This is a genomic window from Bradyrhizobium sp. CCBAU 45384, assembly GCF_028128665.1.
In the GTDB taxonomy this organism is placed as follows: domain Bacteria; phylum Pseudomonadota; class Alphaproteobacteria; order Rhizobiales; family Xanthobacteraceae; genus Bradyrhizobium; species Bradyrhizobium manausense.
Map to the genome: position 1 here is coordinate 1 of NZ_LBIZ01000089.1, position 19892 is coordinate 19892.

The 19892-nt window shown below is 58.5% G+C and carries 12 protein-coding genes and 2 pseudogenes; 11 read left to right on the top strand and 3 right to left on the bottom strand.

The annotated features are described in order from the left end of the window. The first annotated feature begins 1355 nt into the window (after window positions 1–1355). From XH80_RS06835 to XH80_RS06855, 5 genes are read left to right on the top strand one after another with little or no spacing between them, the layout of a single operon-like run. On the top strand, window positions 1356–2690 hold the full coding sequence (locus tag XH80_RS06835; RefSeq protein ID WP_271597910.1) for an NtaA/DmoA family FMN-dependent monooxygenase: 1335 nt from the start codon (window positions 1356–1358) through the stop codon (window positions 2688–2690). A gap of 34 nt (window positions 2691–2724) precedes the next feature. Continuing rightward, on the top strand, window positions 2725–4413 hold the full coding sequence (locus XH80_RS06840) for an ABC transporter substrate-binding protein (RefSeq protein WP_271597911.1): 1689 nt from the start codon (window positions 2725–2727) through the stop codon (window positions 4411–4413). Continuing rightward, window positions 4410–5372, top strand: a complete 963-nt coding sequence (locus XH80_RS06845) for an ABC transporter permease (protein WP_271597912.1) — start codon at window positions 4410–4412, stop codon at window positions 5370–5372. The genes XH80_RS06840 and XH80_RS06845 overlap by 4 nt, the downstream gene beginning before the upstream one ends. Next, window positions 5369–6247 (top strand): ABC transporter permease, encoded by an 879-nt coding sequence (locus tag XH80_RS06850; RefSeq protein ID WP_271597913.1) that lies wholly within the window; start codon window positions 5369–5371, stop codon window positions 6245–6247. The genes XH80_RS06845 and XH80_RS06850 overlap by 4 nt, the downstream gene beginning before the upstream one ends. Further along, complete coding sequence (locus tag XH80_RS06855; RefSeq protein WP_271597914.1) at window positions 6244–7977, top strand: dipeptide ABC transporter ATP-binding protein; 1734 nt, start codon at window positions 6244–6246, stop codon at window positions 7975–7977. Before XH80_RS06850 ends, XH80_RS06855 begins: the two co-directional genes overlap by 4 nt. Window positions 7978–8978: 1001 nt before the next feature. On the opposite strand, the gene XH80_RS06860 is transcribed toward XH80_RS06855, so the two are convergent. From XH80_RS06860 to XH80_RS06870, 3 genes and pseudogenes are all read right to left on the bottom strand, one after another. Further along, window positions 8979–9614, bottom strand: a complete 636-nt coding sequence (locus XH80_RS06860; protein WP_271597915.1) for a LysE family translocator — start codon at window positions 9612–9614, stop codon at window positions 8979–8981. 179 nt (window positions 9615–9793) lie between these two features. Continuing rightward, entirely contained in the window at window positions 9794–10006 is a 213-nt protein-coding gene (locus XH80_RS06865) for a hypothetical protein (protein ID WP_271597916.1), read from the bottom strand. A 62-nt stretch (window positions 10007–10068) separates the two neighbouring features. Then, window positions 10069–11732 (bottom strand): annotated as a pseudogene (locus tag XH80_RS06870) (methyl-accepting chemotaxis protein). Between the two features lie 84 nt (window positions 11733–11816). On the opposite strand from XH80_RS06870, the gene XH80_RS06875 reads away from it, so the two are divergent. The 6 genes and pseudogenes from XH80_RS06875 to XH80_RS06895 all read left to right on the top strand — a co-directional run bounded on the left by XH80_RS06875 (window position 11817) and on the right by XH80_RS06895 (window position 19881). After that, complete coding sequence (locus XH80_RS06875) at window positions 11817–12062, top strand: hypothetical protein (protein WP_271597917.1); 246 nt, start codon at window positions 11817–11819, stop codon at window positions 12060–12062. Between the two features lie 459 nt (window positions 12063–12521). Next, window positions 12522–13844 (top strand): group II intron reverse transcriptase/maturase, encoded by a 1323-nt coding sequence (gene ltrA, locus XH80_RS06880; protein ID WP_271597918.1) that lies wholly within the window; start codon window positions 12522–12524, stop codon window positions 13842–13844. Window positions 13845–14423: 579 nt separating this feature from the next. Then, a complete protein-coding gene (gene ltrA, locus XH80_RS06885; RefSeq protein ID WP_271597919.1) occupies window positions 14424–15749 on the top strand; it encodes a group II intron reverse transcriptase/maturase in 1326 nt (441 codons plus the stop codon). Window positions 15750–16099: 350 nt separating this feature from the next. Beyond that, a complete protein-coding gene (locus tag XH80_RS06890; protein WP_271597958.1) occupies window positions 16100–16468 on the top strand; it encodes a sensor histidine kinase in 369 nt (122 codons plus the stop codon). A 582-nt stretch (window positions 16469–17050) separates the two neighbouring features. Then, a pseudogene (locus tag XH80_RS43930) lies at window positions 17051–17187 on the top strand (IS110 family transposase); the annotation flags it as partial. Window positions 17188–17772: 585 nt separating this feature from the next. Next, the gene (locus XH80_RS06895; RefSeq protein ID WP_271597920.1) at window positions 17773–19881 is read left to right on the top strand and encodes a methyl-accepting chemotaxis protein; all 2109 of its coding nucleotides are present in this window, start codon (window positions 17773–17775) and stop codon (window positions 19879–19881) included. The last annotated feature ends 11 nt before the right edge of the window (window positions 19882–19892 follow it).

Below are 19892 nucleotides of genomic sequence, written 5' to 3' on the forward strand. Positions count from 1 at the left end.
ATCAAGAAGCCGGATATACGTCAGCAGTTGTGATCGTCGATCCTGATCAAGCCGGTCGTTGCAATCGGGCGGGGTCCATATACATCCACATATGAACCGAGCCGCGCAGCGTCTGGGCCTTGCGCCTTCGATCCCTCGCGCACGACCAGATCACGCCCTCGCGGGGCAGAAATAAAAAACCGGGCCCTTATGCAACAGCCACCTGCACAAAGGTCCGGCCTTATCTTAGCTTGCCGCGATACCAAACGGCTGCAAAGGACGCTTCGTATCCTTTGGGAGGTCTCGCTCTTCATCCGGGTTAAGACCCGGAGGCGGCAATATATCAGCAGCCGATATGACTACTTCTTTTTCTTTGAAGTCTTCTTCGCCACCTTCTTGGTAGCTGCCTTCGCCGTCTTCTTTGCCTTCTTTGCTTTCTTGGCCATGTCGTCCTCTGTAAGAATTGGCTCTCAGTGAACATGCCCTCGCCGTGCATAGACATGCGCACGAGTGAGACGATATCACAAAAACAAAATTGATACCAAGGAGACGCAAATCCGCATTGAGTCGCTCGCCGGAGGCACTCGCTCTCGGGTCCCGCCGTCATTGCATTCCGGCGTCTATCACTGCCCAGAGCTCGGGTATCTTAACCGGTCTCGCGACTGCACCCGGTCCCGGGTCCCGCTGCTACGCGTCGGCGCTATGGTGAACCTCCTCCGGGTGCCGTTTCTCTTAAGGCGATGCGCCCTTGGCGCACGCCCAAAACCCGTTAACAAGCAGGGCCGATCGATACGGGACGGCCGATCAGTGATCCCTTTAACTCTTTGCGCCGATGGTTGCTCAGCTTTTGGCCACGGTTGGAAACTTCAGAGCACGACGCGCCATCATCTTGCTGGCGAGGGCGAGCAGCATGCTGAGCGGCTTCAGTCCTTAAACCTCAGAACGCGCAACCTTATTACGGCCCGATCGCGGCCTTCTTTTCCGGGTCGCGCGCCATGAGATTCAATCGTTTTGCGCGGTGAGCAGATGACGCTCTTGTCCCTGTCGCTGAAATAAATTGTAGCGAATTGTGTCCACGTGCCTCCGGCTTGGTCGCCGCTATCGTTTCCTCCATGTGAGACTGCAACCAGAGAGATGGGGCTACTCGGTTGCGGAGTTTATCGTTCCGCGCCGTGAGACTTTCCCAACAGAAATCTAATTATCCGGCGGCACGAATTGAAACAGGCATTCTTATTTTTCCTGCGTGGTTGACGCTGGTCAGCTACTCAACAATGTTGAGGTGCCATGACGCGTTCATGACTACCGAAAATTGAGAGGGGTGCGATGACGTTTTTGAGCTTCCGGCGTGCCAATATCCGTAAGGGATATACCGCGCGATGACGTCAGCGCGTGAACGTGAGCTTCACCTTGGCCTCAACCTGCATGGCGCCGGGGGACATGCAGCGGCGTGGCGGTGGCCTGGAAATCCTCCCGGAGCATTCTGCGATATTGAGCATTACGTGCGAGCCGCAAAGCTCGCCGAGCGTGGAAAGCTGGACGCGGTCTTCCTCGCCGACACGCCAGCGCTTAATCCGGCAATCGACAAGCACCCACCGCTCAACGGTATCGAACCGACGATTACGCTTGCCAGCGTTGCAAGAGAAACAAGATTTGTCGGCCTGATCGGCTCGGCATCCACCACCTATAACGAACCTTATAACCTCGCGCGCCGATTCCAGTCGCTTGACGTTGTCAGTGGCGGCCGTGCGGCCTGGAACGCAGTTACGACATCCAATGTCTATACAGCGAGGAGCTTTGGTGGCCGCGAGCTGTCACGTGATGACCGCTACCGCCGGGCCGAAGAATTCGTGGAAGCCGTGCGAACCCTTTGGCTGAGCTGGGGAGAAGGTGCTCTGATCCTGGATCAGGCCTCCGGGCGGTTTGGTGATCCGGGCAGGCTGCGGACGAGGAGGCATGCCGGCGAGTTCTTCGATATCAGCGGGCCATTGACACACCCGGGCTCACGACAGGGACAGCCGGTCATCTTCCAGGCCGGTGGATCGGATCAGGGACTTCAGTTCGCGGCGCGAAGTGCCGATGCCGTGTTCTCATCGACAGGCGATTTGGAAATCGCCTTGCGGGAGGCCGATCGCCTCAGGTCCTTTGCTTCTCAACATGGACGACGGGCGCCCCTCGTCCTGCCAGGTATCGTCACGTTCGTCGGCGGAACCGAAAAGGAAGCGATCAAGCGCAAGGCGGAGCTTGATGACCTTCTCAACTTCGACGTTGCCGTTGATGGGCTGGCCAGTCGTTTCGGCATTCCTGCCGAGAAGCTGAAGATCGACGAACCAATCAATCTCAGTTTGCTGACGGAACATGCGGACGCGGCTTTTTCGATCGGCCAGCATCGGACGGTGGAAGCTCTCGCGCGTTCCGGCAAAACCGTCCGTCAGATCATCGTCGAGGCGCCTGCCTACGGCCACCGCATCCTGGTTGGAACGCCGGAACAGATTGCCGCGTCCTTCGAAGAGTGGTTCCGCTCTGGCGCAGTCGACGGGTTCAACGTCATACCGGATGTTCTGTCCGACGGCACGCCTGCGTTCGTCGATCATGTTGTTCCCATTCTGCAGCGGCGCGGCCTATTCCGCTCGGATTATCGCGGCGAAACGCTGCGCGAGCATCTTGGCATTCCAATGCCGGGTGAGCGCGCCGAGCAGGTCTCCGCCGCCTAACGTTCTTCTCCCCTTGTCACATTTGGAGCTTATCATGTCTAAGCCAGCTGCCGTTCGTTCGGCGTTTCTTCTCAAAAGTCTAAATCGTCGTCTGAAGTCTCACGCCGCAATCATCGCCATCGCGATGTCGGGCCTTTCGATCGCGGATGCCGTGCAGGCTGAGGATGCTACAGCTGGCAAGCCGCAATCGGGCGGGATTATCCGGTACGGTCACTTCCAGGAGCCGCCGTGCCTTTACGGTGGTTGGGTGCAGCAATGGTACCTGCAGCGTCAATTCAGCGACAATCTGGTCGTCAGGGCTGACGACGGAAAAATCCTGCCTTGGCTTGCGACCGGCTGGAGCATTTCGGATGACCGCACCATTTATATCTTCCAGATCAAGCCCGACGTCAAATTCACGGACGGGACTATTCTGGACGCCCAAGCGGTCGTCGATAACATCAATGGATGGTTGAGCGACAATCCGGAGCTGGAGAATCCGACTGCCGGCCCTTATCTCAAGGGCGTCTTCGAATCCGCGGCGGCAACTGGCCCGCTGACGTTCAAGGTCACGCTCAACACGCCCTTCGAGCCGCTATTGAATGTCTTTGCGCAGTCCTCGCAAGGTATCCTGTCGCCGACGGCGCTGAAGCGTGGCAAGGCTGTGAACTGCGAAAGCCCGGTGGGTTCAGGTCCGTTCATCGTGGAGAAATGGAATCGTGGCAAGAACGTCATATTTCGTCGAAACCCCAACTATAATTCGGCGCCGGCGAACGCCAAGCATCAAGGCCCAGCCTATGTCGAGGGCATCGAGTGGCGTTTTCTTGCTGACCCCACGATACGCTATGGCTCGCTTCTGACCGGCGAATCCGACGTTGTCTATCATATCCCGGCCGTCAACTGGCAGGACGCCAATTCCCACTTCACGATCGTGCGTCACCTGACGGGTGGAACCCCGCTTCGGCTTGCGTTGTACTCGGAGAGACCGCCGTTCGACGACGTACGTGTCAGGCAGGCTTTTGCTTATTCTTCCGACCGGCGTGCTGCCGTGCAAGCGGCCTTTCTCGGCTCGCTGCCCTATGAGGGCAATTTCGCTTTGAGTCGAAGCTCGCCGGAATATGTCAGCGACCTCTCAAAATCCTATTCCTATGACATCGAGAAGGCGAACAAGCTGCTCGATGAGGCCGGGTGGACGGAGCGCGATGCAAACGGCATTCGAGCTAAGAACGGCAAAGCGCTGATCATACGCATCACCTACACCAACGCCTTTTCGCCTCCCGATGGCGATCAGGTCCTGCAGATCATCCAGCAGCAAGCGAAGGCTGCGGGGTTCGACGTGCGGCTCCAGCCCACCAACCAGGCTGATTTCTGGGCGGGAAAGAATTTTGGTCCAAATGACTATGAGATCGTTCCCCTGTATTGGGTTGCGCCCGGCGCCGAGATCTATCGCATCTCATACAAGCCCGACCTGAATGGTGTCCGCAATCCCTTCAATCCATCCCGCTATCAGGATCTGCCGCTGTGGGACATCATCCGGAAGGCCGAACAGGCGCCTGACAAGGTGCAACGCATCGCGCTTTACCAGCAGGCGGAGCGCCGGATCGTCGAGAACGCGCCGTCCCTGAGTTACACGGTGTTGGATGTCACCCTCGCTTTAGCCGATAATGTGAAGGACGTCTGGCTCGACAGCGGGTCGGTGGGTGAACCCGTTTTCTCGGACGCCTACTTCTCCGGCAAGAAATGAATGCGGCGAAGAGGATAGGCCACCGAAGCCTCTGGCTGGCGCGCCGGCTCTTATCCGGCGTGATCGTGGTCTGGGCCGCGGCGACATTCACCTTCCTTGTGCAGTTTCTGATGCCCGGGGAGCGCGCCCAGATCATCTTCAATGCAAATAGCGGAAGCGTGGGAGAGATTTCTCGGGGCCAGCTGCTCGCCATCAATGCCAGATATGGCTTCGATCAACCCGTCTTCGTGCAATACGGAAAGTATATAAGGGATATGATGCACGGAGACCTCGGGCAGTCCTACGTTCAATATCAACCTGTCACGGGCCTGATTGTGCGCCAGATCGGACCGACGATTGCGCTCGCCTTCGCCGCCATTTTGGCGGCTTGGATCATCACCATCATGACCACGGTTCTTTTCGCCGGGCGCGACAACATGTGGTCCAGGGCGCTCGGCCGATTTCAGGTTCTCCTGGCAATCTTGCCGCCCTATTGGCTGGGGACAATCCTGCTGGTCGTCTTCGCGATCCAGCTTCGACTGTTTCCTGTCGTCGGCGGCAACACGCTCATGGGCCTAGTTCTGCCGACAATGGCCCTGGCCTTGGAAATCTACGGCTTTCTTGGTCAGGCGGTCCTGAGTGAATTCACGCGAGTTCTCGACCAGCCCTTCATCACCTCGTCCAGGATGCGCGGGACAGGAGATTTCAGCGTCCGCCTGGGTCACGCTCTGCGCCATGCTGCCTTGCCAGGGATCACCCTTTCCGGCTGGATCATCGGCAAGCTGCTGTCGGGCGCGGTATTGATCGAAGCGGTCTTCGGCCGTCAAGGGCTGGGCGGCGTTCTTGTCGCGGCAACGTCGACACGCGATGTCCCGGTCGTCTCGGGGGTGATCTTGGTTTCAGCTTCCCTGTTTGTCGCGGCCAGCTTGGTCGTGGATATCGCGGTGCAGCTTATCGATCCCAGGATGAAGCAGGCATGAGTTTCGCCACGAGCTCCGCCGGACACGCAAAAGCGTTCCCTGGAAGAGTGCTAGGAGGCGCTCGTACGCTTCCGGTTCCGGTCCTCATCGCGACTGTCTTCGTCGTGTTCTTCCTGGTCGCAGCGATCGAGCCGAAATTGCTTCAGACGCATGATCCGCTGGCGCTGAGCTTGATGTCACCTCTCAAGGCTCCCTCATTGACCCATTGGCTGGGGACGGACCAATCCGGACGAGACCTCTATTCCCGTATCGTGGCAGGGACAGGTCAGTCTCTCTCGATTGGCCTCGGTGCGAGTGCGCTCAGCCTCGCCATCGCGCTCATACTGGGTGTGACGGCGGGCCTGTCCGGCGGCTGGATCGACAATGTGCTCAGCCGGCTCTTCGACGCCTTGTTCGCTCTCCCCACTCTGTTCCTGGCGCTTCTCTTCGTTTCGTTGCTGGGCACCTCGGTCTCGACGCTGATGATCGCCGTCGGCCTTGGAACGTCGCCCGGCTATGCGCGCATGGTGAGGGTGCAGGTTCTGAGGGTCAAAGCGACCGGGTATGTTGAGGCGGCAAAGGCGCTCGGCCACTCGCCACGGCGCATCCTGTTCAAGCATATCCTTCCCAACGCCATCAGCCCGCTTGCGACAATGTTCACGCTCGGGATCGGGCAAGCGATCATTTGGGCATCCGGCCTATCATTTCTCGGCCTGGGAGTTGCGCCCCCGTCATCGGAATGGGGCGCGCTGCTCAATGCCGGCCGCAACTACGTGATCTATGCATGGTGGCTCGAAATCATGCCCGGTATAGCGATCGCTGCCTTCGCGCTTTCTGTGACTGTCATCGGCCAGTACGTGCAGCAACGCCTGGAAGGAAGGATCGAGCTTTCATGAATGTGACCTATCCCGCAGCTTCTTTCCGGCCAAACGCCACACGGTTCCCGGCTAGCGACCCGCTGCTCACGGTACAAAACCTCAACGTTTCTTTCGGGCCGGCGCATGCGCGTCGAGCTGTGGTCAAGGGGGTCTCTTTCACTGTTGAGGAAGGCCGGTGCGTCGCGATCGTCGGTGAATCTGGTTCAGGCAAAAGCGTTACCGCCCGGACCCTGGTTGGCCTGACGGGCACGCGTTCTCATGTCCAGGCTGACCGCCTGACCTTTCAGGGACAGAATATTGATCGGCTCGGTGACAAGGAATGGAGAGCCTTGCGCGGCAAGCGCATCGGCTTCGTGTTGCAGGACGCGCTTGTGTCGCTCGATCCGTTAAGACCGGTCGGCAACGAGATCGGTGAAGCGCTGACTGTTCACCGTGCCATCAGGACGGGCGCAGACTTGACAGAACGGGTGGTTGAGCTTCTGAAGCTCGTCGGCGTGCCCGAGCCGGCGGTGAAGGCGCGGCAGCTTCCACATGAGCTGTCAGGCGGCCAACGGCAACGAGCCCTGATTGCGACCGCGATCGCTCTCGATCCGGCTCTTTTGATCGCAGATGAGCCCACGACGGCGCTGGACGTCACCATCCAGGCGCAGATCCTGGATCTGCTCAGCGAAACCCGCGAGCGCGGCAAGGCCATGATCCTCATCAGCCACAATCTTGCCGTGGTATCGCAGATGGCCGACGAAGTCATCGTCATGTGGCACGGCGAAATGGTCGAGCATGGCTCATCAGAACAGATCTTTGGCGATCCGAGACATGAATATACCCGGGGCCTTCTCAAGGCGATCCCGTCCGTCCGGTCACGCGGGAGCCGTCTGTCGTCCTCCAGAGCGCCGCGCTTCGTCTCGGCTTCAGGCGAAGAGACCAGAGAGCTGAACCGATCGAATATCGCACAGCGTGGTAAGCCGCTGCTCGAGGCGGAAAGGCTCGTCAAGCGCTTTCGCGGACCGGATGGCAAGCTGCGTACCGTCGTCAATGAGGTCTCGTTCAGCCTCGCCGAGGGAGAGACGCTTGGCATCGTCGGGGAGTCAGGCTCTGGGAAGACGACCGTAGCACGCATGGCGCTCGCGCTCGAAATGCCTGATGAAGGAGAGGTGAGGCTTGAAGGAGAACCGTGGACCTCTGCGACAGAGAAGCAGCGACGACGCCGGCGATCGGATATTTCGGTGATCTACCAGGACCCACTCAGTTCATTCGATCCGCGCTGGACCATCGAGCGGGTCATTGAAGATGCCTTGGTCACACGCCGCGGAGCCTCTTCCCTGGACAGAGGCAGTCGACAATACGAGCTCAGTGAGCTGCTTGATCTTGTGGGTCTGTCACCAGGCTTCAGGACCAGGCGTCCACTGGAGCTGTCGGGCGGTCAACGCCAGAGGGTTGCGATCGCCCGCGCGATTGCTCCACGCCCCAGGATCATCGTGTGTGACGAGCCGGTCGCGGCACTTGATGTATCCATCCAGGCGCAAATTCTCGATCTGCTTGGCGACCTCAAGTCTCATTTGGGCGTCAGCTATCTCTTCATCTCGCATGATCTCGGCGTCGTGCACCACCTGAGCGACCGTGTTCTTGTCATGAATCATGGCGTGGCCATCGAAGCTGGCGGAGCAGACGAGGTGTTTTTGCGGCCTCAACAACCCTATACGAGGAGGCTGGTCGCGGCCGTTCCACGATTGCATTTCCAGGCGGCGTAAAATCCTCATAGGCCAGCCGCTCAATCGCCGGTTCGCAGCAACAGGAGGTAGACGACTGAGCGCATTTGGGCACTTTCGTCGGGGCCCGGTAGCGAAGATCGCAGTTGTGGCTGGGAAGTCATCACTTGAGGAAGAGCCGCAAAAACCGAAGACAACGCCGAGGTGACGCGTTGACCGAGGCGGAGGGTCTGCGCCGAGATTGACGCTGGCCGGCCGGCAGACAAAAAGGCCCCAGCGTCACCAAAAGGGTAAGTGAGCTGGGGCACAAGTCACCTTCTGGCCCGGGATCACGAACCCGAGCCATCGGGAAAACTTGGCAAGCTCATCGTCGTTCCGCGACCGAACGAAACACAACAAATATTGGCTCGAGGGCCGGATATGAGAGCCGAAAGAATGGCTGCTTTGTTGGCAAAGTGATTTATCGCCGTGGGCGAGGGTTATGTTCGTTGAATAGATCACGCAGGCCACGCAAGGCGGGTCCAAGCCGAAGAGTGCCCGCGTCCTTGCCGAGATCATCAAGGGCAAGAGGCGCGAGACAAATATTCTGAGGCTCAACGAAGGTAATTTCACTTTTGCACAAACCGCGCAACCTTTCGTTGACTGCTAAGTTTCGCTGACTCTGAATGGAGCAGGTGCCAATGCCTCGCTACTTCTTTCATCAGCATGCGCGGGCGAAAAATTGAAGACCCTATTGGAGCACTATTCCCCACTGATAAGGCAGCATGTGACCGAGCCGCCCAGCGGATGCCGGCCGACCTGAAAAGAACCGCGGTGCGTTCCGACAACACCTGCGTCGCCACGGAGGTAACTGACGGCAACCGGACATTATTTGTCGTCAGAGGAACAGTTGTCGTCGAACGGCGGTAAGACGCTTCGGCGTCGGCAAACGCGCCGGGCGTCATCATGCCCCTTGATGCGGCGCATGGGTCCGAAATTGGCTCGCCTGCGAAGCTGCGCCGCGCCCTTCGCAGGTTAACCCATAGCGGTAATGGCCCTGAACCTCAGGAAGGCCGTTTAGCGAAAGCCAAACCTAAGCCAAGCATCACCATCGCTGCGCCTGACCCTTCGCGCAGTCTTTGAATAAGTTTTGGGCGTTCAGCTACACCGCTTCGGATACTGCTTGCAGCAAAAGCCACCACAATGTCTGCCAGCGTATTTAAAAAGACTGACACCGCGCCGAGAACAATAAACTGGATCGCCACATGTCCAGCGTTCAAGTCGACGAACTGTGGAATGAAGGCTAGAAAGAACGCTGCGGTTTTGGGGTTCAGCGCTTCCACAAGTACCCCCTCCCGAAACGCTCGCCGCGTCCCAATGGAGGCCGTCGCTTTGCCGAACCCCGCATCCTTACGCGCGGATCGGAACGTGCGTACACCCAGCCAAACGAGATAGGCGGCTCCCACGAACTTAAGCGCGGTGAATAGTTCTGCACTGGTCAGCACGATGGCCGAAATCCCCAAGCCTCCAGCGACGACGTGAACCATACCACCTAAGCCGGTTCCAAGGCTGGAGCTAATACCTTCGCCCCGGCCACCCGCGAGGGTCCGTGCAGCCACGTAAAAAATGCCCGGCCCCGGCGTTATGGCAAGTAGCAGCGCGGCAGTAATGTAGAGTGCGAATTGGATGGGATCAAACATGAGCGCGCTATTACCACTAAAAAGCCTCAGGCAACAGCCCGGAAATTGCTTCCGAGAAGTCGGCATTTGGCTTATCGCCGCCGGTGTCCCACCGCGAAGATATGTCGGCTTCTGTTAGGGGTAGAGGGGCCTGAACTTAAACCGGCCAATTCGTCCCGAGTACCCCTGAGCCGCAATGCTCAGGACGTGCCGTCTGGGCCGCTGTGTGCAATAGCTGCCGTAAGAACTTCGATTCTTCGGGCGATCTCGCGCATGCGCTCAGAAGCACGCTTCAGTGCAGGGAGAACGGCAACATCGCTGATAGAAGCAATCTCGTTCACCTCTCGGTCGACAACCTCCAATTCTAGTCGGTGTTTCCGAAGTTCTGCGTTCATTAAGTCCAGGTTGTCCATCGTCTAAATCCAATGCGCAGCTTCCCCGCTGCTCCCTGTTTGCGTGCGACGATCTTACAATACTAGGCCAACGCCAGTGCCGCCCGTTGCATATTCGAGGCCATGTCGGCAGTCACTGCGCTTTGTTCATCGACTGCCGCAGCGGTGCTGGTGACATATTCGTCAACGTTCACGATAGCCGATTTGATTGCATTTAGCGCACCTAACACATCACCGGACGCGCCGGTAAGTGCGGCAATCTCAGCATTGATCTTGTCAGTGGCCTGCTTAGCTTGATTTGCCAAACTCTTGACCTCCGATGCAACAACGGCAAAGCCGCGCCCCGCTTCGCCAGCGCGAGCAGATCGATAGTCGCATTCAGCGCGAGAAGATTGATCTGCCCAGTGATGTTCGCGATCAACTCGACGATCCCGCCCATCGCATCGGTTGCCATCGTGAGACGCTGCGCTTGGCCATCTGCGCCTTCGACTCGGCTGACTGCCGTGTCTACTACGCTGCGGGCCTTGACCATCGTTTCGGAAATCTCGCGAATCGAAGCAGACATTTCTTCGCTTCCGGCTGCGACGGAATGAATGAGTCCCTTAGCCTCTTCAGCCTTCATCCGTGCAACAGCTTTCTCCGTCACGTCGGTCGCGTATTTCACAACCTTGAAAGGTTTGCCGTTGGGATCGATGATAGGATTGTACGAGGCTTCGATCCAAATCTCGCGGCCGCCCTTTGCAAGCCGCTTAAATTCACCGGCCTGATATTCACCGGCTCTAAGGCGATCCCAAAACTCCTTGTAAGAGGAAGAGCCGCGTTCAGTAGGATCGACAAACATGCCGTGATGTTTTCCTTTCACCTCACCCAAGTCATAGCCCATCGCACCAAGGAAGTTTTCGTTCGCCCATTGGATGGTGCCATCCATTGCAAATTCAATAACCGCCTGCGATTTTCGAATGGCCTCAATCTGCCCCTTCGTGTCGGCGGATTCCAGGCGTTCTCTGGTTACATCAGTTGCAAATTTGACGATTTTGATGGGCTTTCCGAACTCGTTGAGGATCGGATTGTACGACGCTAATATCCAAACTTCGCGGTTGCCCTTAGCCAGGCGCTTGAATTCGCCGCTGACAAGCTCGCCCCGGTTCAGTTTAGCCCATCCCTCTTTGTACGCGGTGCTTGCCGCAAAGTTTGAATCAACGAAGATGGAATGGTGCTTGCCGGCAATTTCAGCTAATCCGTAGCCCATCACTCTCAGGAAATTTTCGTTTGCGGTGATGATGTTGCCGTTCAAGTCGAATTCAATGACGGCCTGCGCACGATCCAGCGCGGCAATCTTTCCGTTTTGCTCAACATTCTTTACGTGTTGCGCAGTGATGTCCGTAGCGATCTTTACGACCTTGTAGGGTTTCCTGTCCTTTCCAAGAATGGGGTTGTAGGTCGCTTGTAGCCACAGCGGGGAGCCGTCCTTTCTGATCCTGTGGTACTGCGCGGCCTGGAATTCGCCGCGCGCTAACCTCTTCCAGAACTCGGCATAGCCGGGCTTCTCGCGCTCGGCCGAAGGAACGAAGATGCTGTGGTGCTTGCCTTGTATCTCCGATAACGAATACCCAACGACCGCGAGGAAGTTGGCGTTAGCGGTGACAACCGTCCCATTCGGCTCGAATTCGATCACAGCTTGCGAACGATTGACCGCCTGCGCGGTTCCGATGGCGTCTTGAACGACTTTGTTGATGCGGCGAAACATGGTCCATCCCGACACGGCTGAGCAATGCCTAAAGAATAGGCAAGCAGTGTAAACGGATCGCTAACTATGCGAACGCCCCCGTATTTGTACGATGTCATTCTTTTTGCGCGAAAGAAATTGGCGGTTCTGCGAGTGGAACTTGCTGATTGTGTTTTCGTGCAGCTTTCGTCACCGACGATCACTGCCATTGATACCGCCTGTTCGCAGCCGCGCATGAGTCTGTTTCTGGCAGATGGCAGCCGCATCTCACGGCCGAGGATATGTCCGCTGTTAAAACGAGCCAAATCGTCGCAATTGATCGTGCGCCCCGAGGGCGCGAACTATCAGTGAGGGAGGATCTCACCCGGATAATTGTCGATTGGTCCGGAAGCTGGCAGGCGGCTCGGCCGGGTAACTGGCTGGGTCGGAGCCCTGCGACGAAGGCGGCCTTGGGCCGCTGAGCGATCCGATGGGCCGTAACAGAGTGAAGCCCGAGCAGGCCTCGAAAGTTCGAATGCGGATGCCGACCCTCCGGTCATTTGGGGAAGGCCGCACGTGTGGGGAAGCAATCGACACGCGCACCCACGCGATCCGCCGGGGTAGTGGGCACGGCACGTCGGAAGGGTGGTTCGCAGTTACAGGGGGAGACCCGTCGCGGACGAGGGTAGCGGCCTCAGCATCGCATCAGGCGGTGGTCACGGCGGGAGTCGGACGGGGCAATATGAGCGTTGAGGCCGGGTAACGCCGGCGGAGCAAAGGGCCCCGACTTCTGGTGCGCTTTTGAAGATGGTGAGGTGAAGGTGATTGGTGATGAGCCTGACAACGCCTGATAAGATCCGGAGCCTTCAGAGAAAGCTCTACTGCAAAGCGAAGGCGGAGCCCACCTTCCGCTTCTATCTGCTCTACGACAAGATCTGTCGCGAGGACATCCTAGACCACGCCTATCGGCTCGCGCGCATCAATGCGGGTGCGCCGGGTGTGGATGGGATGACGTTTGCTCGCATCGAGGAGCAGGGCCTGGAAGCCTGGTTGGCGGGCTTGCGCGCGGAACTGGTCTCGAAGACGTATCGACCTGATCCGGTGCGGCGGGTGATGATCCCCAAAGCGAATGGTGGCGAGCGTCCGCTCGGCATTCCGACCATTCGTGATCGTGTGATTCAGACTGCCGCCAAGATCGTGATCGAACCGATCTTCGAGGCTGACTTCGAGGACAATGCCTACGGCTACCGGCCCGCTCGCGGGGCGGTGGACGCGGTCAAGGAAGTACACCGGCATTTATGCCGGGGCTATGCTGACGTCGTTGATGCTGATTTGTCCAAGTACTTCGATACGATCCCGCATTCCGAGCTGATCAAATCAGTAGCCCGGCGTGTGGTGGATCGAAACGTCCTGCGCCTCATCAAGATGTGGCTGAGGGCGCCGATCGAAGAACGGGACGCGGATGAGATCCGGCGCATGGGTGGCGGCAAGCGAAACACGCGCGGCACGCCGCAAGGCGGTGTCGCAAGTCCACTGCTGGCCAACATCTATATGAACCGGTTCCTGAAGCATTGGCGTTTGACTGAAAGCGGCGACACGTTCCGCGCTCACGTCGTCTCCTATGCCGACGACTTCGTCATCCTCAGCCGCGGTCGCGCGGCGGAGGCATTGGCGTGGACAAAGGCGGTGATGACCAAGCTCGGGTTGACGATCAACGAGGCGAAAACTTCGTTGAGAAACGCCCGACAGGAACGCTTCGACTTCCTCGGCTACTCGTTCGGCGCGCATTGGTTTGAGGCGAACGGGAATTGGTATCTGGGCGCGAGCCCGTCCAAGAAGAGTGTGCAACGGCTCAAGACAAGGATCGGTGATGTTCTGGTGCCGAGCAATATCGATCCATGGCCAGAAGTATGTGACAAGCTGAACAGGTCACTGCGAGGCTGGTCCAACTACTTCGGCTACGGCTCGCGGAGCAAGGCATACCGTAGCGTCGACCAATACGTCTTCGAACGTGTGCGCAGGTTCCTCGTGCGAAGGCACAAGGTGCAAGGGCGCGGCAATCGCCGATTCACATTCGATGTCATTCATCGAGAACTCGGCGTTCTGTGCCTCCAACGCCTGCCCCGAGCGGCCCCGTCGCGTGTCTCGCGGTGAAGCCAGTCGGAAAGCCGGATGCCGGAAATCGGCACGTCCGGTTTGATGAGCGTTGCGCCTTGAAAGCGCGTTGAACTCTGCCGCTTGAGATGGCGGCCGCGGTAAAGCCTAGCGAGCAGCCGCGTACCGAGTCTTGCGTGGCGTCCGGTAACGGCCGCTGCGAAGCGTAGACAGGGAGGTGGTAGGCCGGAATGCAGTGAACGGGAAAATAGCCCCGAAATCGAACGTGATCGGAGTAGCCGACCCTGTCGCTCAAAGGGGAAGGCGGAATCTCAGGCCGCGCCAGAGCGAGTGGCCGGAGGTGCTCCCGGGGTTCGTACCGCCGGCATGCAACCAAGGGGATCAACGGGAACAAGGGAGATCCATTCGGTTCAAACGCAAGTTTGTAGGGCCCGACAAGCCGACAAGGTGAGGGAGGCCTGACGACCGAGTGGAAGTCATACTGACTGATAGTACTCGGAGGACGGGAGAGCCGGCCACATGGGGAAGCGGTCAGCGGTAGGTGAATTGTTCTTGGGCAACATGGGCTCCATGCAACGGGAGACACGGCCTTCTATGCAACGAGAAGATCAGCTGACCATGGAAACGAAACTTGAACAGATAGCAGCGAAAGCTCGATGTGAACCGAAACTCCGCTTCACGTCGCTGGCACATCACATCTCGCGCGACCGGGTATGGAGGAGTCTGTCACAGATTCCGAAGTCGTCGGCCGCAGGGGTGGATGGTCAGACGGTGGAGGCGGCGAAGAAGAGCTTCGATGTATGGATAGAGCCGATGCTCCAGTCCATTCACCGTGAAGGATATAGAGCGCCGGATATTCGGCGGGTCTATATCCCCAAGCCCGGCAAGACGGAAAAGCGGCCACTTGGCGTGCCAACTGTCGCCGACCGGGCGCTCCAGCGCAGCACGGCCGAAGTATTGTCTGCCATTTATGAGCGGGACTTTCTGCCCTGCTCATTCGGTGGCCGGCCAAAGCTCAGCGCTCATCATGCCTTGGCGACCCTCAATGAGGCCATCGCCGGCGGCAAGATGGGTTGGATGCTGGAGGCGGATCTGAAGAACTTCTTCGGGAGTCTCAATCATGATTGGGTTCTCCGATTTGTTGCGCATCGAGTCGGTGATCCACGCCTGATCAGTTTGATCCGGCGCTGGCTGAAAGCGGGTGTCTTGGAAGGTGGAAAGGTCCATCCGAACGAGGAAGGAACACCGCAAGGGGGATCGATCAGCGTACTTTTGAGCAACCTTTATCTGCATTATGTGCTCGACCTCTGGTTCGAACGCGTGGTGAAGAGCCGGTTGCGGGGCGAAGCCCGGCTGGTGCGCTATATCGATGACTTTGTGATCTGCTTCCAATATCGATCGGACGCCATCCGTGTTCAGGACGCCTTACGCCTTCGGTTGGGAAAGTTCGGCCTCACTCTTGAGCCGACCAAGACCAAATTGGTTGAGTTTGGCCGGTTCGCGCAGCGACACGCAGGCAAACGCAGCAGAAAACGCCCGGAGACCATCTACTTCTTGGGCCTGACGCTGTATTGCACGCGAAACCAGAAGGGTAACTTCAAGGTTGGGATGCGCACCGAGAAATCTCGCTTGCGGCGCAGCCTTTTGTCACTGCAGGAGCTCATGCGGCAAATACGACATCACGCGATCAGTGACCAGGTCGGCGAAATCAACGCCTTCCTGCGCGGCCACTATGCTTATTACGGGGTCGCCGGAAATCTTCGGTGTCTCGTAAAGGTGTACCGTGCCGTGCAGCGTTACTGGCATCGGATGTTGCGCAGCCGTAGCTGGGCGGGACGAGCCCTCAACTGGAGCATGTTCAACCAGATCAAAGAACGGACGCCGCTACTGAAACCAAAGCTGCGCCTCCCATATGCGGAGTTGCAGGCTCTTGCAGTGCTGTGAATCAACTGTCGAAGAGCGTAGTGCGGTAAATCCGCACGCTACGTTCTGTGGGAGCCGGAGGCGGGCAACTGCCTCCGGCGACCCGGTGGGATGGGAAACGGGGCGATGGCCAATGGCCCCAAGCTACCGCGCCCATCCTCGACTCTACCGTAGCGGCCCCCCGGGGTGCTCGACACGGCATATGCTCCGGGGTGCAGAACTGTCCCGCACTGCGCAAGGTTACCGCATTTGCCGGACGACCCTAGTTTCTGCGTGCCGGCCAGGGCGTTGGGGCAGGACCGCAATCAGCACGACAATGGCAACAAGGATCACAGCCGAAGCCCAGGGACGGTTCAAGGCGAGGCCACGCAATCAAGTTTTCGCCGGACGGTGGTACAGTCGATCTTGGCGTCACCGGGGAGGGCGAAATGGCGGTCGTCCAAATCGAGGATGGCGGGCCCGGTATCACGCAGGCTGACATCGTGCGCATATTCGAGCCCTTCTTCCGCGGCGGCCAGCCGAGCGGCGAGGGCTGCGGGCTCGGTCTATCGATCGCCAAACGCGCGATCGATCAGGCGAGCGGTGTCATCGAAATTGAGAATATCCAGGCTCGAAATCGCCGGAGAAATAGCTTTCCGCGAAAGACAGGCCAGGGAGCTAACTTCGCTATCGCAGCGCGTTGTTGCCAAGTGAGCATGTCGGCGCATGGCTTCGCACCTTGCTTGGGTCTGAAAAGATAACCCGCGAGCCGTCGGGACAGGGAGCGACTTGGCATACGCCTCATCGTGAAAATGTACGTCAAGGAGCCGCTGACCCTCGCTCCTTTTCAAACAGGCGCGCTGACGCAAAGATGAAATTGCCTTGAGAATATTGCGACGTGGCGCGGCATCAGAAACGAGCGTCCATGACGCCAAACTGGAATACGGCCCTAGCGCGCTCTGGGCGACCCACGCTACCCCCTCGCCCGAGCCACCTCACAGCACAATGGGAATGAAATGGTTGCAGTCACCTGTGAACTGCCGGCCTCTGGTTACGCGCTTGGAATGTATGGCTGCCTCAGGTGCGAATTTGCAACCCGGGGGGAGGGCACAAGAGCGGTTGAGAAGAACTGAAGAGGCGCTTTCCATGCTTCAAATCAGGACCAATGACGCGCAGACGCATGCGCGCGAGGACATTTAGACCCTGGGGCCAGCGGATTTTCTGCTTCGCGCGTGCGGTTTTTGCCGCGCGGGCTCTCGTCTCGTGTTGGGGTGGATGGCCCCCTTCCGCCACACTGCGTGGCAAGATGAGGTCGTCGCTGACCTCGCACGAAGGAGCCTCCCATGGAAACGAACGTTCGCATCGGTTTGGATACGTCAAAGAGTGTATTTCAGTTGCATGGCGTTGATGGCACCGAGCAACTAGTTCTGCGGCGCAATTGAAGCGCGGGCAGGTTTTGGAGTTCTTCAGGCGTTTGCCTTGAACCAGTCTTGTCGCTGCGCGCCTCAAGGCAAAATAGCACCCGGAGAGCCTGCGCACAGCGACCCGAAGGGGCACGCGACTCCGAGCGCGATGCGCCCACGCCTGGTAGGGCCTGCGCCCCCCAAAAAGCACCTCAAGGCCAAGTCCCTGAGAATGCAGCGGAAGGCGGAGCCAGCCCGAGATTTTGTATTCTGTCATTGTCTGCGGACGGAGCTCTCGCTAGCCGAACTACGCTGCAGCTTGATCACGCGCTTCGAGAGAGACTTGCGGTACGGGTCGCGGAGATTAAGGTGACATTTAAACGCTGCAGCGCGGATGTGCGCCTATCGTCTCCCCACCCGAGTCCGACCTCGCTCGACATGCTTGTGTGCTCGAGAGGCGCATCTCGCTTGAGGTAAATGCGCAGCCTGAAGGAGGCCATTCGGCGACAAATTTTGTGATGCAGCCATCTTTGAATGATCGGCGCGACTGCGTGTCGTCCAAAATTTGCTGCGAGGCGCGATGGCTCGGAAAAATTTTGACTAACCGGATCATAAATGTCCCTCCTCAAGATAGAGGGATCATGGGCTGTTGGGGAATTGGGATGTTCGCCAGATTGAAACTTCGCATTCGTGGCCGACTTGTCGCCGGCTTCTTTGTCGTGTGTACGATTTTTGTGCTCTCAGTCGCAGTCACACTCGTGTCGGTCACCGCCGTCTCTATCACCGTCAACCAGATGGTGAGCTCGCGCACGCCGGCGGCGATCGCCAGTAGCGAATTGGTCAGCAATATTCATGCGACGCTCTCGGCTTTGCGCGGCTATCTCTTGAACGGCAATTCGCAGGCCAAGCTCGACCGGCTGGCCATGTGGAAAAAAATGGATGCGATGGTGGTCGCGTTTGACGAACTGTCGAAAGACTTCGCCGGCTCCGAAACTCGAGACAAGTGGACGGATGCCAAGACTTTGATTTCAGAGTTTCATGCAGCCCAGGAGAAGGCGGAGGCGGTTGCGTTCACCGCGGACGCGTATCCGGCGACAAAGCTCATGACGACGGAGGCAGACCCCCGTGCCGATAGCATTTTTTCGGAAACCACTCGAATGATCGACGAGGAGGGAGGCCTTGAGGCGACACCCGAGAGAAAGCAATTGTTGAAAGCGCTAGCCGATACGCGCGGCAATTTCGCGGCCGCAATATCACTGCTTCGGACATATCTGATGACGGGCAAAAAGCAAGATAAGCAGAAGTGCTTCAAGCCTTGGGAGCTGTTCGAGAGGGGCCTCGCCGACGTGACCGCCCAGGCCTCGCTTCTTACGCCCAGGCAAAGGGAATCGTTCGATAAGGTCACCAAGGCCGCGCAGGAATTTTCATCGCTCTTTGAAAGGATCTTCGCCCTGCGGGACTCCCCTGGCTGGAATTTGCCCGCCGACATTCTCGCCAGCGAAGCGGCGCCACGCGCGCTCAAGATCCTGGACCTGCTCGACGGCACCACCGGCGAGGATGGAGCGCGAAGTGGCGGAATCAAGACCGTCCAGATGGGGCTGCTCGCTGACGGCGGACATGAGGTGGAAGCGGGTCTACGGCTGTTGAGAGTGACGCTATGGGGACTTCTTGTTGCTGGAGTGGCGCTCGGCATTGTCATTGCGTTCCTGACCGCGCGCGCCATAGCGACACCCATTCAGGGAATGACAGCCGCGATGGGCAGGCTGGCAGCTCATGATACGTCCACAACAGTGCCTGGGATTGGACGGCCTGACGAAATCGGCGAAATGGCAGATGCAGTCGAAGTCTTCAAAAGGGGCATGATCGAGGCTGATCAATTGCGAACCGAGCAGGCGGAGAGCGAGGCTCGTGCGCTTCATCAGCGCCGCACGGAGCTCCTACAACTCGCCAGCCGCTTCGAGAGTGCGGTTGGAGATATTGTACATACCTTGTTCTCGTCTTCGACCGATTTGGAGGCAGCCGCCAATGCCCTCAGCAACACGGCCGAGACGACGCAAAGGCTCTCTGCTCAGGTGTCTATCGCCTCCGGGGAGGCTTCCAGCAATGTGCAATCGGTCGCCTGCGCGACCGAGGAAATGAGCTCTTCGGTGACCGAAATCAGCCGGCAAGTTCAGGAAGCCGCTTTGATTGCGAGTGGGGCGGTTCGACAAGCCCACCAAACCAACGATCGCGTGAACGCGCTCTCGGCGGCGGCCACGCGCATCGGGGATGTCGTTGCGCTTATCAACAATATTGCCGGGCAGACCAATCTGCTGGCTTTGAATGCCACGATCGAAGCGGCGCGAGCAGGCGCGGCGGGCCGCGGGTTTGCTGTCGTGGCGAGCGAAGTCAAGGCTCTGGCCGAGCAAACGGCGAGGGCGACAGGCGAGATCGCCAACCAAATCGATGACATCCAATCGGCAACGCAGAAGTCTGTTTCGGCCATCAGGGATATCGGTCTCACGATCGGTAGGCTCTCTGAAATATCGTCGGCAATTGCCTCTGCGGTTGAAGAGCAGGGCGCCGCCACGCAGGAAATTTCGCGCAACATTCAGCATGCAGCGCAAGGGACAGAGCAGGTCGCCTCAAGCATCGTGGACGTGCAGCGCGGGGCCAATAAAACTGGAGAGGCTTCAGGTCAGCTACTTGCTTCAGCGCGGGTCCTGTCCAGCGACAGCTCGCGGCTCAGGACAGAAGTGGAGAAGTTCCTGCAAAGCGTTCGCGCAGCCTGAGCTTTCTCTCG